Annotated in this window: 13 protein-coding genes; 5 read left to right on the forward strand and 8 right to left on the reverse strand. The window is 70.8% G+C overall.

What is annotated here, in order from left to right:
• Positions 1 to 201 precede the first annotated feature (201 nt).
• A complete protein-coding gene (locus AB0B28_RS20095) occupies positions 202 to 777 on the forward strand; it encodes a DUF4245 family protein (RefSeq protein ID WP_360123555.1) in 576 nt (191 codons plus the stop codon).
• A 103-nt stretch (positions 778 to 880) separates the two neighbouring features.
• Here the strand turns inward: AB0B28_RS20095 and AB0B28_RS20100 are convergent, their stop codons facing one another.
• Together AB0B28_RS20100 and xseA are read right to left on the reverse strand one after the other, a co-directional pair.
• Positions 881 to 1,084, reverse strand: coding sequence for an exodeoxyribonuclease VII small subunit (locus tag AB0B28_RS20100; RefSeq protein ID WP_360123558.1), 204 nt, complete (start codon positions 1,082 to 1,084; stop codon positions 881 to 883).
• Positions 1,081 to 2,286, reverse strand: coding sequence for an exodeoxyribonuclease VII large subunit (xseA, locus tag AB0B28_RS20105; RefSeq protein ID WP_360123658.1), 1,206 nt, complete (start codon positions 2,284 to 2,286; stop codon positions 1,081 to 1,083). Before xseA ends, AB0B28_RS20100 begins: the two co-directional genes overlap by 4 nt.
• A 158-nt stretch (positions 2,287 to 2,444) precedes the next feature.
• Here xseA and AB0B28_RS20110 point away from each other — a divergent pair, with 158 nt between their 5' ends.
• Positions 2,445 to 3,407: a 4-hydroxy-3-methylbut-2-enyl diphosphate reductase gene (locus AB0B28_RS20110; protein ID WP_360123561.1), complete on the forward strand. Its 963-nt coding sequence runs from the start codon at positions 2,445 to 2,447 to the stop codon at positions 3,405 to 3,407.
• A 128-nt stretch (positions 3,408 to 3,535) separates the two neighbouring features.
• Here the strand turns inward: AB0B28_RS20110 and AB0B28_RS20115 are convergent, their stop codons facing one another.
• Positions 3,536 to 4,675 carry a DNA recombination protein RmuC gene (locus AB0B28_RS20115; RefSeq protein ID WP_360123564.1) on the reverse strand — a complete coding sequence of 380 codons (1,140 nt, stop codon included), beginning with the start codon at positions 4,673 to 4,675 and terminating at the stop codon, positions 3,536 to 3,538.
• Positions 4,676 to 4,716: 41 nt separating this feature from the next.
• On the opposite strand from AB0B28_RS20115, the gene AB0B28_RS20120 reads away from it, so the two are divergent.
• The gene (locus AB0B28_RS20120; protein WP_360123567.1) at positions 4,717 to 5,475 is read left to right on the forward strand and encodes a hypothetical protein; all 759 of its coding nucleotides are present in this window, start codon (positions 4,717 to 4,719) and stop codon (positions 5,473 to 5,475) included.
• Between the two features lie 503 nt (positions 5,476 to 5,978).
• Entirely contained in the window at positions 5,979 to 9,314 is a 3,336-nt protein-coding gene (locus tag AB0B28_RS20125; RefSeq protein WP_360123570.1) for a S8 family serine peptidase, read from the forward strand.
• A 48-nt stretch (positions 9,315 to 9,362) separates the two neighbouring features.
• Here the strand turns inward: AB0B28_RS20125 and AB0B28_RS20130 are convergent, their stop codons facing one another.
• The gene (locus tag AB0B28_RS20130; RefSeq protein ID WP_360123573.1) at positions 9,363 to 10,466 is read right to left on the reverse strand and encodes an alkene reductase; all 1,104 of its coding nucleotides are present in this window, start codon (positions 10,464 to 10,466) and stop codon (positions 9,363 to 9,365) included.
• Positions 10,467 to 10,522: 56 nt separating this feature from the next.
• On the opposite strand from AB0B28_RS20130, the gene AB0B28_RS20135 reads away from it, so the two are divergent.
• The gene (locus AB0B28_RS20135; RefSeq protein WP_360123576.1) at positions 10,523 to 10,891 is read left to right on the forward strand and encodes a MerR family transcriptional regulator; all 369 of its coding nucleotides are present in this window, start codon (positions 10,523 to 10,525) and stop codon (positions 10,889 to 10,891) included.
• A gap of 5 nt (positions 10,892 to 10,896) precedes the next feature.
• Here the strand turns inward: AB0B28_RS20135 and dgoD are convergent, their stop codons facing one another.
• The 4 genes from dgoD to AB0B28_RS20155 form a co-directional block, all read right to left on the reverse strand.
• Positions 10,897 to 12,093 carry a galactonate dehydratase gene (gene dgoD / locus AB0B28_RS20140; protein ID WP_360123661.1) on the reverse strand — a complete coding sequence of 399 codons (1,197 nt, stop codon included), beginning with the start codon at positions 12,091 to 12,093 and terminating at the stop codon, positions 10,897 to 10,899.
• Complete coding sequence (locus AB0B28_RS20145) at positions 12,075 to 12,809, reverse strand: SDR family oxidoreductase (protein WP_360123579.1); 735 nt, start codon at positions 12,807 to 12,809, stop codon at positions 12,075 to 12,077. The genes dgoD and AB0B28_RS20145 overlap by 19 nt, the downstream gene beginning before the upstream one ends.
• Positions 12,810 to 13,016: 207 nt before the next feature.
• Entirely contained in the window at positions 13,017 to 14,585 is a 1,569-nt protein-coding gene (locus AB0B28_RS20150) for a D-aminoacylase (protein WP_360123664.1), read from the reverse strand.
• 36 nt (positions 14,586 to 14,621) lie between these two features.
• Positions 14,622 to 15,056: a Rid family hydrolase gene (locus AB0B28_RS20155; protein WP_360123581.1), complete on the reverse strand. Its 435-nt coding sequence runs from the start codon at positions 15,054 to 15,056 to the stop codon at positions 14,622 to 14,624.
• Positions 15,057 to 15,067: the final 11 nt, after the last annotated feature.

Here is a 15,067-nt window from a genome sequence, read left to right on the forward strand (position 1 = left end):
CACCGCCACCGCCACCGCCACCGCCACCGCCACCGCCACCGCCACCGCCACCGCCACCGCCACCGCCACCGCCACCGCCACCGCCACCGCCACCGCCACCGCGAACCCTATATCATATATCCTATAGGATTTGCGGCCTGATGGGCCACGACCGGGCGGGGCGGTGGGGCCGGCCGGTTCGGGGTCGGCCACCATGAATGCATGTCCACCGATGAGGTCAAGGTCGAAGCCGCGGCGGATGCCGAATCGCAGGGCGAGGCCCCGGCGCCGACGCGTCCGAAGCCGCGGCGCATGCGCGACATGGCGCTGTCCATGGCGGTGCTGCTGGTGCCGATCGGGCTGTTCTACTGGGGCTGGAGCTGGATCGCCTCGGACCGCCAGGTCAGCGAGGTCGACACGACCGAAAACGCGGCCACGGCCGCGAGCCTGGGGCTGGAGGTGATCGAGCCGGAGCTCTCCGAGGACTGGAAGCCGATCTCGACCCACCTGGCCGTCGGCGAGGACACGGTGACCCTGCGGACCGGCTGGTACTCGCCCGACGGCGACGGCCTCCAACTGGTCCAGACCAACGGCCCGGCAGAGGACGCCAACGACGCGATCGACGGCCCCGGCGAACCGCTCGAAGCCGCCGGAATCTCCTGGGCCGCTTACGAATTCGCCGGAGGCGAAGCCTGGGTCGCCGACATCGGCACGACCACGGTCATCCTCACCGCCGACAACGACGGCCTGGACCAACTCGAAGGCCTGGCCGAGGGAGTCGCGGCAGCGACCGGTTGACGCCCGCAACCGCCACGGCGGCTCCGCCGCCACGCGGCGGACCCGCCCTCGCCGGGCCGGTCGTGCTCCGCGAGCGCGAGGCTCCCCGCCCGGCCGCCGAGCCCTACTCCTCGTCGTCCGGTTCGATCCTGGCCTGCAAGCGTTCCCGTGCGCCTTCGAGGTGGGCCTGGCACTTGTCGGCGAGCGCTTCTCCGCGCTCCCACAGCTTGAGGGACTCCTCCAAGGTCGCACCACCTGCTTCCAGGCGTTCGACCGTGGCCACCAGTTCGGCGCGGGCCTCTTCGTAGGTCAACTGCTCGTCGCTCACAGCTCTTCCTTCCTCGTGTGTACGACCGCCGCCCGCAGCGAGCCCGCTGCGAGCCGCACGTCGACGGCTTCCCCCGCATCGGCCGCGTCGCGCAGGACCGCTCCCGAGTCGACATCGGTGACGATCGCATACCCGCGGTCGAGCGTCGACTGCGGTGACAGCGCCCGCAGCCGGGCCCGCAGGTGCTCCAAGTCGTCCGTGGACCGCTCCAGGCGCGAGCCGACCCGCGCCCGCATCCGGTGCGTCAGGTGGTCCACCGCCTCGCTCCGGGCCTCCAGCATCGACTCGGGCCGAGCGAGCACCGGGCGCGCCCGCATCGCCGCCAGAGCGTCGGACTCTCTGGTGAGCATCGAATTCAGCGCCTGCCGCAGCCGGGTGCGGCTGATGTTGAGCCCGCGCTGCTCCTCGGCGAGGTCGGGGACGACCTTCTTCCCCGCCTCGGTGGGCGTCGAGGCCCGCCAGTCGGCCACGTAGTCGAGGATCGGCGTGTCCGGCTCGTGCCCGATCGCCGACACCACCGGCGTGACGGCCTCGGCGACGGCCCGGCACAGCGTCTCGTCGGAGAACGGCAGCAGGTCCTCCATCGAACCGCCGCCGCGGGCGATGACGATGACCTCGACGTCAGGGTCGCGGTCGAGCTCGGCGAGCGCCGCGCACACCTCGGTGACTGCGCGCGGCCCCTGCACCGCGACCTCGCGGACCTCGAAGTCCGCTGAAGGCAGGCGGGCCTTGGCGTTCTTGAGCACGTCGCGCATCGCGTCCGAGGCGCGGCCGGTGATGAGCCCGATCCGATACGGCAGGAACGGGAGCGGTTTCTTGCGCTCGGCCGCGAACAGCCCTTCGGCGGCGAGGAGCTTCTTGAGCCGTTCGAGGCGCGCGAGCAGCTCCCCGAGGCCGACCTGGCGGATCTCGCGCACATGCAGCGAGAGCGACCCGTTCTTGTCCCACCACTGGGCCTGCGCGCGGATCACGACCTGCGCGCCGTCCCGCAGTGGCGGCTCGCACGCGGCGACCGCGCCGGTGAAGTCCACGACCCGCATCGACACCTCGGCCGACGGGTCCCGCAGGGTCAGGTACACGGTGCGCCCGCGGTGCGAGATCTCGGTGATCTGCCCCTCGGTCCACACCTCGCCCAGGCGCGCGAGCCAGTCGCCGATCTTCTTCGACACCACCCGCAGCGGCCACGGATTCTCAGCGCTCATGGGCGCGCCCGGGCCGGTGGCGGGCGACTCGGCCGCGCGGCCTTCGCCGGGCCGTGCGGGGGGCCCGGTCCGGTCGGGGGCGCTGCGCGGTGCGTCGGTCATGTGGTCACACTAACTGTCGGGTGTGACGAAACCGGGCGGCCGGATACCATCGAGGCGTGGCAGACCCGAAGCGAGTGTTGTTGGCCAAGCCGCGCGGGTACTGCGCGGGCGTGGACCGAGCCGTGGAGACCGTCGAGAAGGCGCTGGAGCTCTACGGGGCTCCCGTCTACGTGCGCAAGGAGATCGTCCACAACCGGCACGTGGTGGACACCCTCGCCGAGAAGGGCGCGATCTTCGTCGAGGAGAACGAGGAGGTCCCGCCGGGCTCGGTGGTGGTCTTCTCCGCGCACGGCGTGGCGCCTGAGGTCCACGACCAGGCCGCCGAGCGCGGTCTCAAGGCGATCGACGCGACCTGCCCGCTGGTGACGAAGGTCCACAAGGAGGCCCGCCGGTTCGCCGAGGAGGACTACGACATCCTGCTCATCGGCCACGAGGGCCACGAGGAGGTCATCGGCACCTCCGGCGAGGCCCCGGCGCACATCCAGCTCGTGGACGGCCCCGACGCGGTCGACCAGGTCCAGATCCGCGACCCCGAGAAGGTCGTGTGGCTGTCGCAGACGACCCTGTCGGTGGACGAGACCATGACCACGGTCGACCGCCTCAAGAAGCGCCTCCCGATGCTCCAGAACCCGCCCAGCGACGACATCTGCTACGCCACCCAGAACCGCCAGCAGGTCGTCAAGGACATCGCCGCCGAATGCGACGTGATGCTCGTGGTCGGCTCCACGAACTCATCGAACTCGGTGCGCCTCGTGGAGGTCGCGATCCAGCACGGCGCGACCGCCGGTCACCTCATCGACTTCGCCCACGAGATCCAGGAGGACTGGCTCGCGGGCGCGTCCACGGTCGGCCTCTCCTCGGGAGCCTCGGTCCCCGACAACCTCGTCCAAGACGTCCTCGCCCACCTCGCCGAGCGCGGCTTCACCAGCGTCGAGGAATTCGAACCGGTCACCGAGAAGCTCACCTTCTCCCTGCCGCGCGAACTCGTCCAAGACCTCAAGGCCGCAGGCCGCGCCTGACACGTTCGGGTGACACCTGCGCGCTGAGGGCCGGTTTTTGTCGTACCCGAGCGGAATGATCGGTGCCGTAGTCCCCTCTGGGTGGGTGGGGGTTTGGGATGGCTATACGGGCTTGAGCACTCGTGCGCCTAAGGGCGCTCGGCTCGCTCGTCTTCCCAAGTCGGCCTGCGGGTCGGGGTGATCACCGGGGCCGGGGTCTCGGGGGTTTCCCCTGCGACTTCCAGTTCGGTGAAGCGGCGGGCCGTGACCAGGAGGCGGGATTCGACGCTGGCCACGGCCGCGTTGTAGGAGCCGACCGCCGCTTCCAGGGACGAGCCGAGGCGGGTGAAGTGGCCCGCTACCGAGCCGAGGCGTTCGTGGAGCTCTCTGCCGAGTTTGTGGACTTCCTTCGCGTGCTCCGCTAGGGCTTCCTGCCGCCACGTGTGCGCGACTGTCCGCAGGAGCGCCATCAGCGTCGCGGGCGAGGCGATCACCACCCCGCGCGCGAACGCGTCCTCCAACAGCGCAGGGTCCCCGCGCAGGGCCGCGTCCAGGAACGCGTCGGCCGGGACGAACAGCACCACCATCTCCGGGGTGTCCTCGAACGCCCGCCAGTACTCCTTGCCCGCCAACGCCTCCGCGTGCCGCCGCAGGTGCTTGGCGTGCTGGCGCAGCAACTGGTCGCGCCCGGCCTCGTCCTCGGATTCGAGCGCGTCGAGGTACGCCTGGAGCGGCGCCTTCGCGTCCACCACCAGAGTGCGCCCGCCCGAAAGGCGCACTACCAGGTCAGGGCGCACGCCGCGCCCGTCGACCGCACCCGTGAACTGCTCCGAGAAGTCGCAGTGCTCGACCATCCCCGCGACCTCGACGATCCGCCGCAACTGCACCTCGCCCCACTGCCCGCGCACCTGCGGCGACCGCAGCGCACCGAGCAAGCGCCCGGTCTGCTCGCGCAAATCCTCGGAGATGTCGGCGACCCCCGAGAGCTGGATCCGCAACTGCGCGTAGGCGTCCACCCGCGCCCGCTCAACGTCCCCCAGACGAGACTCGTAGCGCGCCAACGTGTCCGCGATCGGCGCGAGCACCTGCCCCACGGCCTCCCGCGAATGGTCCGTGGCCTCGTAGGCCACCGCCTTCAACGTGGCCTCCAGCCGGTGCTCGTTCTCCGCGGCCGCCTCCAGGCGGGCCGTGGCCGCCGCCAGCTCCGCCGACTGGCGCGACCGCCCCGCGTACCAACCGCCCACACCGCCCGCCGCCAGGCACACCAACGCCAATAGGACCAAGGTCATACGGGCCAGTCTAGGCTCGCCGACCCGGGTAGGCTCGGAACATGGAGCTGTGGTTGACCCTGCTGGTGGTCGCGATCGTGGTCATCGCGTTCGTGGTCCGGTCCAACAAGAAGCGCGCCGAACTCGAACTCGACGACGCGCAGGCCGAAGCCCGCCGTCTGCACGAGCGCCTCGGCGGCCAGACGATGAACCTCGTCGCCCCAGGCGACAACATCCCCGCAGGCCAGGCCCTCGCCGACGCGGGCGAGCGCTACACGGCCACCGGTTCCCAGATCGAACAGGCCGCCACGATCAACCAGTACCGGCTCGCCGCCGAGACCGCGATCGAAGGCCTGCACTACGTCCGGGCCGCCAGGACCGCCATGGACCTCGACCCCGGGCCCGAAGTGCCCCGCCTCCGCGGCCAGCGCCGCACCGGCGCGCTCACCGAACCGGTCAGCGCCGAGGTCGAGGGCCGCCGCTACACCGGCTCCCCGAACCCCAGCGACGACAACCGCCACTACTACCCCGGCGGCACTGTGGACGGACGTCCGGTGCCTTCGGGCTGGTACAACACGCCTTGGTGGCAGCCGGCGCTGGCGAGCGCGGGCGGGGTGTTCGTGGGCATGATGGTCTTCAACGCGATGCTGGCCCCGGCCTACGCCGGGGGCATGGTCGAGGGCGGCGACTACGGTTCGGGCGGCGACGCCGGGGGCGATGCCGGCGGCGACTACGGGGACTCCGGTGGAGACTTTGGCGGCGGCGATTCGGGCGGCGACTTCGGCGGCGGTGATTTCGGGGGCGGCGACTTCGGCTTCTGAACGCCGCGTAAGGGTCGCATTCGGACATTCGCAAAGGCCTCCGTCGCAAGGCGGGGGCCTTTCTCGTCGTGCTTCGCAAATGGGGTAATGCCGCCATTGCCGGTCTCGAATCCCAAGCGCCACAAAGGGTGCGTGCCGACTTCGTAGTGATCTTAGTCACACAATAACTTCTACGGACTGTTTCCGAACGGTTGACGAAGCGTTACATCACGCGCCGCCCGAGTCCGGTATCCGCGCCCTGCGCGGGAATCTCCCGAGTTCAGGGCATCCGCCGGACCCGTCCGAGGCGGCCCCTTTGTTCACTTTGGAGCCTTCGGGCCCCGTGCGAGTTTCGCGGGGCCTGCGCCCTATCCGTGCAAAGTGGGGTCTTGTGCGTTCGTTTGTGGACTGGCACCGTGGCTTGGTCGGCGCCCCGCGCATCCACGCGAGGCGACCGCGCGACAACAGATGATGCTCCGGCGACGGGAACCCCGCCCCTGGAGCCCAACAGAACAGGAGCCGTCGTGCACAAGCCGCAACGACGATTGGCGAGAGTCCTCGCGGCCTCGGCAGCGGGCATATTGGTATCGGCGCTGCCCGGTACCGCCGCGTTCGCCGAGGACGAGACCGACGCACTACTGGAGCAGAAGGTCGCCGCCGATCTGCTCGCCTCCATCGAGGCCGAAGGCGAGGCCGAACTCTGGGTGCGTTTCGAAGGAGCCCCCGACTACAGCCCCGCCTTCGCCGCAGACACCAAGACCGACAAGGGAGCCCAGGCCGTTGCAGCGGCCAAGGACTTCGCCGAGACCACCCAGCGGGAGGTGGTCGACTTCCTGGACGAGTCCGGTGCCGACTACGAATCCTACTGGGGCTCCAACACCGTCCGCGTCGTCGGCGACGAGGACCTCCTGGCCGACCTGGCCGCGCTCGACAGCGTCGACGCGATCGTCCAGGCCCCCGAGTACGCGCTGATCGCACCCGAACCGGCCGAGGTCGTCCCCGACGCCGCCGAATGGGGCCTCGACAACATCAACGCCCCCGACGTGTGGGACCTGGGCTACGACGGCACCGGCGTCGTGGTCGCCTCGATCGACACCGGCGTCGACTACCTCCACCCCGCCCTCAACGAGCAGTACCGCGGGAACAACGGCGACGGCACCTACACCCACGACTACAACTTCTTCGACGTGCAGAACGCCTGCCCCGGCGACGCGCCCTGCGACACCGACGACCACGGCACCCACACCATGGGCACCATGGTCGGCGACGACGGCGGGGACAACCAGATCGGCGTCGCCCCCGGCGCCGAGTGGATCGCCGTCAACGGCTGCTGCCCCAGCGCCGAGGCGCTCATCGAGTCCGGGCAGTGGATCGCCGCGCCGACCAAGGCCGACGGCTCCGACCCCGACCCCTCCAAGGCCCCCGACGTGGTCAACAACTCCTGGGGCACCACCGCCTCGGTCGACGACCCGTTCTACGAGGACGTGGTCGAGCTCTGGCACGCCTCCGGGATCATCCCGGTCACGTCCCTGGGCAACAACGGCCGCAACGGCTGCAACACCGCAGGCTCACCCGGCCTGTACCCCAACGTGATCGGCGTCGGCGCCTACTCCGTCACCAACACGATCGCCGACTTCTCCGCCCGCGGCCCCGGCCGCGACGGCCAGATCAAACCCGACCTCGCCGCCCCCGGCGTCGCGGTCCGCTCCTCGCTCCCCGGCGGCGGTTACGGCGCCTACAACGGCACCTCGATGGCCGCTCCGCACGTGGTCGGCGCGGTCGCGCTGATCCTCTCGGCCGCTCCGGCGCTCGACGGCGACTACGACGGCGTCTACGAGGCCCTGACCGGCTCGGCCGTCCCCACCGCCGACGATCAGTGCGGCGGCACCGACGACTTCAACAACGTCTGGGGCCACGGCCGACTCGACGCGCTGGCGGCCGTCCAGGCCTCCCCGATCGGCGACACCGGCGGCATCACCGGCACCGTCACCGACGACGCGGGGGACCCGATCCCCTCGGCGAAGGTGGTCTTCACCGGTGAGTTCAACCGCACCGCCACCACCGACGCCGAGGGCGTCTACTCGCTTCCGGTCGTGCCCGTAGGCGACTACGCGGTGACCATCACCAAGTTCGGGCACGAGACCCACGAGGGCGCGGTCACCGTCGCGGTCGACGAGACCACCACGTATGACGCCGTGCTCGCGGCCGTGGCCTCGGGCGACGTGGCGGGCACCGTGGTCGACGGCTCCGGTCACGGCTGGCCGCTCGCGGCCACCGTCTCCACCGCCGGCGGCGAGGTCTCGACCACCACCGATCCGCTCACCGGCGAGTTCTCCCTGACGCTGCCGGTCGGCGAATGGGAACTGGTCGTCTCGCCCGACGTCCCGGGCTACCAGGACGTCACCGTGGGCGTCGTGTCCACCAACGACCTCGTGATCGAGGTGCCGGTGGCCGAGAGCTGCACCGCGGCCGGGTACGGCTACGAGCCGCTGGGCTCGCGCTTCGAAGGCGGGCTCACCCCCGCGGGCTGGACCGTGGTCGACCGCGGCACCGACCCGTGGACGTTCGACGACCCGGGCGGGCGCGGCAACCAGACCCCCGGCTCCGGCGGGTTCGCGGTCGCCGACTCCGACGAGCAGGGCTCGGGCAACCAGCTCCTCGACTCCGACCTCGTCTCCCCGGTGTTCGACCTCTCCGCGGCCGACGCACCGGTCCTGAGCTTCGCCACCGACTACTACAAGGGCTCCTACAACACCAGCGCCGAGGTGCTGTTCAGCCCCGACGCGGGCGCGTCGTGGGAGACCCTGTGGGCACCGACCGCCAACGCGCGCAACCAGACCGTGGAACTCGACCTCTCCGAGTGGGCCGATTCGACTGCGGCGCAGGTCAAGTTCCGCTACAACGACAACCTGACCTGGGCCTGGTGGTGGCAGATCGACGACGTGTTCGTCGGCGACTCCCGCGACTGCAACCCGATCGAGGGCGGCCTGGTGCGCGGCACCGTCACCGACCTCGACACGGGCGAGGGCATCGAAGGCGCCGTGGTCACCCACACCGCCTCCGGCTACGCGGCCACCACGGACGCCGAGGGCTCGTACTGGACCTTCGCGCCCGGCTCGGGCCCGTCCGAGTTCCAGGCGGTCGTGGAAGGCCACGGTTCATCCACCAAGGACGTCACGATCGTTCCCGACCAGATCGTCTCGGCGGACTTCGCGATCGGCACCGCCGACATCAGCGTCGACAAGACCTCGCTGAACTCGGTGGTGCAGCAGGGCGGCACCTGGACGCACCGGCTGACGCTCACCAACTCCGGCAGCGGCGACGGCGAGGTCAGCTTCGACGTCTCCAACGGCGGCTTCACGATCCTCGGCTACGGTCAGCCCGGCGACACGTCCTGGCTCACCACCGAGACCGACACGGTCGTCGTCCCCGCGGGCGAGTCCGTGACCGTCACGGTCAAGACCAGCGCCACCGCCGCCGGAGGCGTCGACCAGCCCGGGACCTACACGGCCACACTGACGTTGTCGGTGGTCAGCCCCAACCCCTCGCCCACGGTCGAGGTGTCGATGCTGGTCGCCCCCACGCTCGCCCAAGGCAAGCTCACGGGCACCGTGGCCGCCGACACCTGCTCTGGCACGACCGCTCCGGTCGCCGACGTGCAGGTGCAGGTGCGCAAGTCCAATGGCGACGTGTTCCACTTCTGGACCGACGAGACCGGTGCTTACAGCTACTGGTTCGAAGAGGGCTCGTACACGATCATCGCCTCGAAGGACGGCTACGCGGCCGACTTCGCCACGGTGGACGTGGCGGCCGGCGACACCGCCGACCTGAGCTTCACCTTGGCCCAGTTGGGCTGCTAGTCAACAGATGACGAAGGCCCCCTGCCGCTTCGGCGGCAGGGGGCCTTTTCAGTCGAGCGCGGGGTAGTCGGTGTACGCCTCCCGGTCGCCGCCGTACAGCGGCCGGTCCGTGCGCACAGGGTTCAGCGCCGAGCCGGTGCGCAGCCGTCTGGGCAGATCCGGGTTGGCCAGGAACGCCCGCCCGAACGCGATGAGGTCCGCCCCCGCGTCGAGCAGCGCCAGGCCCTTCGACAGCCCACCGTCGGCCGGGACCGGCTGTTCTTCTCCCAGTGAGGGATTCGCGATGAGCGTCCCGGTCCACTGTGCCCGGATAGCCTTGAACAGTGCCGTCTCCGGATCGGCGTAGGCCACGTGCAGGTACGCCAGTCCCAAGGGCGCCAACGCCTCCAGGAACGCCGCGAACAGCTCCTGCGAGTCGGGCATGTCGACCCCGTTCTGCACCACACCGGGAGAGATCCGCAGGCCGGTGCGCTCGGCGCCGATCTCGGCCACGACCGCCTCCACGACCGCCACGGGGAAACGGACGCGGTTGGCGACCGACCCGCCGTACGCGTCCTCGCGCCGGTTCGCGGTCGTGGACAGGAACTGGTTGAGCAGATACCCGTTGGCCGCGTGGACCTCCACGCCGTGCGCCCCGGCGTCGACCGCGTTCCGCGCCGCCTTCACGAAGTCCTCTATAGTGGACTTCAGGTCCGCGTCGGTCATCTCCAGCGGCACCGGGGCCTCCTGATGCCCTGTGGGCGTGTGCAACCCGCCTGGCAGGCGCACCGCCGAAGGGGCGATCGGGACCAGTCCGTCAGGATTGTTGTCCGGGTGGCCGATCCGGCCGCCGTGCTCGATCTGGAGGAAGATCCGGCCTCCGGCCGCGGTGACGGCGTCGATCACATCGCGCCAACCCGCGACCTGCTCCGCGGCGTATAGACCGGGGATCTCCGGGTAGGTGAAGCCCACCGGGCTCGGCGTGCTCGCCTCGCCCACGATGAGCCCGGCCGAGGCCCGCTGCGCGTAGTACTCGGCCATGATGTCGCGCGGCACGCCGTCGAACGTGGCGCGGTTGCGGCTCATCGGGGCCATCACCAGGCGGTTGGGGAGGTCCGCGCCGCCCAGGCGGGCCGGGGCGAAGAGTTGCTCGAGTGTCGATTCGTGCGTCATGCGGGTAGCGTAGAACTTGACATTGATGTCAGATTCAACTGATTGTGAGGTACGTCATGCGAATCGGCGAACTGGCGCGCAGGACCGGGGTCAGTCCGCGCTCGCTGCGCTACTACGAGGAGCGCGGCCTCCTCGAACCCGAGCGCACGCTCGGCGGGCACCGCGAGTACCCCGAGCGCGCCGTCGACCGCGTGATCCGCATCCAGGTGCTCTTCGCGGCCGGGCTCGACAGCACGATGGTGGGCTCGGTCCTGCCGTGCATGCACGACCACGACGGCGGCCCCAACGAGCGCGCCACCAGCACCCTCGCCGAAGACCTCCTCGCCGAGCGGGACCGCATCGACCGCGCCATCGCCGACCTCAGGCGCACCAGGTCCATCCTGGATGAAGTGATCGAGACGGCCTCGCTCCCCGACTCCCTATGAGCGCCTTACCATTCGGCGAACGAGCCGTCCCGGTGCCGCCACACCTCGTTGCGCCAGCGGTGCGGGTCCTCGGCGGCCTTGCGCACGGCCGCCTCGTCGATCTCGATCCCCAGGCCCGGCCCGGTGGGGCGCTCGACGTACCCGTCGGTGAACGCGAACACCGAGGGGTCCACGAGATAGTCCAGCAGGTCGTTGCCCTGGTTGTAGTGGATGCCCAGGCTCTGCTCCTGGATCAGGAAGTTCGGGGTGGCGAAGTCGACCTGGAGGCTCGCGGCCAGCGCGATCGGCCCCAGTGGACAGTGCGGGGCGAGCGCCACGTCATGCGCTTCGGCCATCGCGGCGATGCGGCGGACCTCGGAGATCCCGCCCGCGTGGGAGAGGTCGGGCTGCGCCACGGCGATCCCGGCGGGCAGCACTTCCCTGAAGTCCCAACGGGAGTAGAGCCGTTCTCCGGTCGCGATCGGGATCGAGGTGCCCGCGGTGAGGGCCGCGAGGTCACGCGAGAACTCGGGGAGCACGGGCTCTTCCACGAACAGCGGGAGCAGCGGTTCGAGGAGCGGGAGCACCCTGCGGGACATGGCCGTCGAGAGCCTGCCGTGGAAGTCGATCGCGAAGTCGAAATCCTCGCCCACGGCCTCGCGCAGCTCGGTGAAGCGCTCGGCGATGCGGCGCACGGAGGCGGGGGAGTCGACGGGTGTGTGCTGGGCGCCGACGTTGCACTTGACGGCGTCGAACCCGTTCTCTTTGGCGCGCAACGCGCTCTCGGCGAGCGCTTCGACGCTGTCGCCGCCGATCCAGGTGTAGACGCGGGCCCGGTCGCGCACCGCGCCGCCGAGCAGTTCGTGCACGGGGACGCCGAGGGCCTTGCCCTTGAGGTCCCACAGGGCCTGGTCGACCCCGGCCACGGCGCTGGAGAGGACCGGGCCGCCGCGGTAGAACCCGCCCTTGGTCATGGTCTGCCAGTGGTCCTCGATGCGGGAGGCGTCGGCCCCGATGAGTCGCTCGGCGAGCGCGTCGACGACCGAGGCGACCGCTTCGGCGCGGCCCTCCACGATCGGCTCGCCCCACCCGACGAGGCCGTCCTCGGTCTCGATGCGCAGGAACAGCCAGCGGGGCGTGACGGTGAAAGTCTCGATTCTGGCGATCTTCAAGGGAACCTCATTCTCTTGTGGACTTCCGGTTGTCAGCGCGCGACGAGCCAGCCGCCGTCGACGCGCAGCTCCGCGCCGGTGACGAACGAGGCCTCGTCGGAGGCCAGGAACGCGACGGCGGCGGCCACTTCGTCGGGGCGGCCGGTGCGACCCAGGGCGGTGCGGGCGATCTCGCCCGCGACCTCCTCGGGGGACGTGTCCCTCCATGCGGGCGTGACGATCGGCCCGGGGGCGATGGCGTTGACGCGCACTCGGGGCGCGTACTCGACCGCGAGCTGGCGCACGAGGGCGCTGAGTCCGCCTTTGGCGGCGGTGTAGGCGGCGTACCCGGGGTAGGTCGCGTGGGCGTGGACCGAGGAGATGGCGACCACGGAACCGTTTGCGGCCCTGAGGGGTTCGACCAGTGCGGCCACGCCGAGGTAGGTGGCCTTGAGGGTCACGTCCATGACGCGGTCCCAGTCGGGCTCGGCGAGCTCGTGGGCGGCGGCGGGCGCGGTGGCGAAGGCGTTGGAGACGAGGGTGTCGACGCGGCCGTGCTCGTCGAGGGCTCGTTCTGTGAGGGAGCGCCACCCGGCCGAGTCGGCCACGTCGAGGTGGACGAAGTGGACGGTTCCCTCGGTGTCGGCGGCGTGGCTTTGGCCCGCTTCGCGATCGAGGTCGGCGAGGTACACGACCGCGCCCTCACTCGCGAGCCGGGTGACGGCGGCGGCCCCGATTCCCATCGCCCCGCCGGTGACGACGGCGACTTTGCCTTCGAAACGGTTCATGCGGCGACACTATCCGCCGCGCTCCGCTCGCGCCAGGGTCGACGGACGACGAATCGGAATCCGCTTGCCGAGCCCGAGGCCAGCGGGCGGAGTGGGAGCGAGGGTAGCGGGGCGAAGGCCGGGAGGCGGGTCGTTGCGGGGAGCGAGCGCCCGAACAACGCGAGTGACTCGGTGTGGCGGGGGAGCGGGTCCGCCGGTTCGCGGCGCTCAGCCGGTGCGGCGGACCGACCTTCCCGTTCTCGCTTCCGTCCGGCGCCCCTCTTCGATCGCCAAGGCCCCGTTGACGAACACGTACGGCACGCCCGCCGCCTGCCGTCTCGGCTCCTCGAACGTCGAGCGGGCGTCGACCGTCTCGGGGTCGAACAGCACCAGGTCGGCAGCGTAGCCGTCGCGCACCAGGCCTCGATCGCTCAACCCCAGCACGGCCGCCGGGCGGCCGCTCAGGTGCGCCACGCATTCCTCCACAGTGAACAGACCGAGTTCCCGCGTGTAGTGCCCGAGGTAGCGCGCGAACGAACCCCATGCGCGCGGGTGGATCTTCTCCCCGGTGAGCACTCCGTCCGTGGACCCGGTGTGCACGCCGTGGCCCATGATCGCGCGCACGTTCTCTTCGTTGCCCACGTGCATGAGGCACCCGGTGGCGAACCCGTCGCGGACCAGCAGATCCAGGTAGAACTCCGAAGCGCCTTGCGCCCCAGCGGCTTCCGAGATCCGCTTGCCGACCAGTCCCCGCAGCTCGGGGTTCGCGACCCCGGCGATCTCGATCTGCGACCAGTCCATCGGGACGCCGTTCGCGCCGTCGGTCCCGACCTCGTCGAGCTCGTGCACGATCCGGGCCCGAGTCCCGCTGTCGCGCAACCGCTCCGCGAGCGCGCCGTACCCGCCCTCGACCGACCAGCTCGGCAGCAGTGCCGCGAGCATCGTCATCCCCGGCAGGTACGGGTACGTGTCGAGGCTGACCGGCAGGCCCTCGTCGAGCGCCTCGTCCACGAGCCCCAGCAGCTCACCGGCGCGGCCCCGGTTGACCCCGTAGTTCATGGTGGCGTGCGTCAGGTGCACCGCGCACCAGGACTCGCGCCCGATCGCGACCATCTCCGCGTAGCCCTCGATCGCGCCCGCGCCGTAGCTGCGCTGGTGCGGCCCGAAATACCCGCCGTACCGGGCCACCACCCGGCACAGCTCCACGAGCTCGGCGGTGTCCGCGTACATCCCCGGCGGGTAGGAGAGTCCGGCCGAGAGCCCGAACGCGCCCTCCTCCATCCCCTGTGCCACAGCCGCCTTCATGATGTCCATTTCGGACTTGGTGGGCTGCCGGTTCTCCCAGCCCATCGCCAGCATCCGCACGGTGCCGTGCGGCACCAGGTACGCCACGTTGGTGGGCGTGCCCCGGTCGACGCGGTCGAGGTAGCCGCCCACCGAGCGCCAGTCGTACTCGACCTCGGGCGATCCGTTCCACCCGGCGATGGCCTCCAGCATCCGCGGCGCGGTCGCCTCGTCGACCGGCGCGTACGAGAGGCCGTCCTGGCCGAGCACTTCGAGCGTGCAGCCCTGCCCGAGCTTGGCGAGGTGGTCGTGGTCGGCGAGGACGGCGAGCTCGGAATGCGCGTGCATGTCGATGAACCCGGGCGCGAGGACCAGGCCGTCCGCGTCGATCGCGCGGGCGCCGTCGAGGTCGTCGGCGAGGACGATGCGGCCGTCCTTGATCCCCACGTCGGCCCGACGCAGCGGCGCGCCGGTCCCGTCGGCGACCCGGGCCCCGCGGACCACGAAGTCCAATGCGGTCACGGCCGCCTCCTCACCTGGAACGTCGCGTCAGTCTACGTACGCGATGGCGTCGACCTCGACCAGCATCTCGGCCCGAGGGAGGGTGCAGATGACGGTGGTGCGGGTCGGGAACGGCACGCCCGCGGGGACCTTCTCGTTGAGGAACTCCTCGTAGACCTCGTTCATCGCGCCGAAGTCGGCGCGGTCGGCGAGGAACACGCGCAGCGTCATCACGTCGGCGACGCCCGCGCCGCCCGCTTCGAGGATCGCGGCCACGTTGTCGAGCGTGCGCCGCGTCTGGGCCTTGACGTCACCGAGGTAGAGGTACTCGCCGGTGGCGGGGTCGACCGGGCCCTGCCCGGAGACGGTCAGGAGCGGGCCCTTGCGCACTCCCTGCGGGAACGCGTGCGCGGGGGCGGGGGCGTTCTCGGTGCGGATCGCGGTCTTGGCGGAGGGCGCTGCGGCGGCTGGTGACTCAGTCATATAGTAAAGAT

Origin of the sequence: Glycomyces sp. NPDC046736 (assembly GCF_040645615.1) — a bacterium.
In the GTDB taxonomy this organism is placed as follows: Bacteria; Actinomycetota; Actinomycetes; order Mycobacteriales; family Micromonosporaceae; genus Glycomyces.

What these genes read in the sequence shown, in the direction of transcription:
- AB0B28_RS20095 (WP_360123555.1), top strand. Translation starts at nt 202, where the DNA reads ATGTCCACCGATGAGGTCAAGGTCGAAGCCGCGGCGGATGCCGAATCG.
- xseA (WP_360123658.1), bottom strand. Translation starts at nt 2,286, where the DNA reads ATGAGCGCTGAGAATCCGTGGCCGCTGCGGGTGGTGTCGAAGAAGATC.
- AB0B28_RS20115 (WP_360123564.1), bottom strand. Translation starts at nt 4,675, where the DNA reads ATGACCTTGGTCCTATTGGCGTTGGTGTGCCTGGCGGCGGGCGGTGTG.
- AB0B28_RS20120 (WP_360123567.1), top strand. Translation starts at nt 4,717, where the DNA reads ATGGAGCTGTGGTTGACCCTGCTGGTGGTCGCGATCGTGGTCATCGCG.
- AB0B28_RS20130 (WP_360123573.1), bottom strand. Translation starts at nt 10,466, where the DNA reads ATGACGCACGAATCGACACTCGAGCAACTCTTCGCCCCGGCCCGCCTG.
- AB0B28_RS20135 (WP_360123576.1), top strand. Translation starts at nt 10,523, where the DNA reads ATGCGAATCGGCGAACTGGCGCGCAGGACCGGGGTCAGTCCGCGCTCG.
- AB0B28_RS20145 (WP_360123579.1), bottom strand. Translation starts at nt 12,809, where the DNA reads ATGAACCGTTTCGAAGGCAAAGTCGCCGTCGTCACCGGCGGGGCGATG.
- AB0B28_RS20155 (WP_360123581.1), bottom strand. Translation starts at nt 15,056, where the DNA reads ATGACTGAGTCACCAGCCGCCGCAGCGCCCTCCGCCAAGACCGCGATC.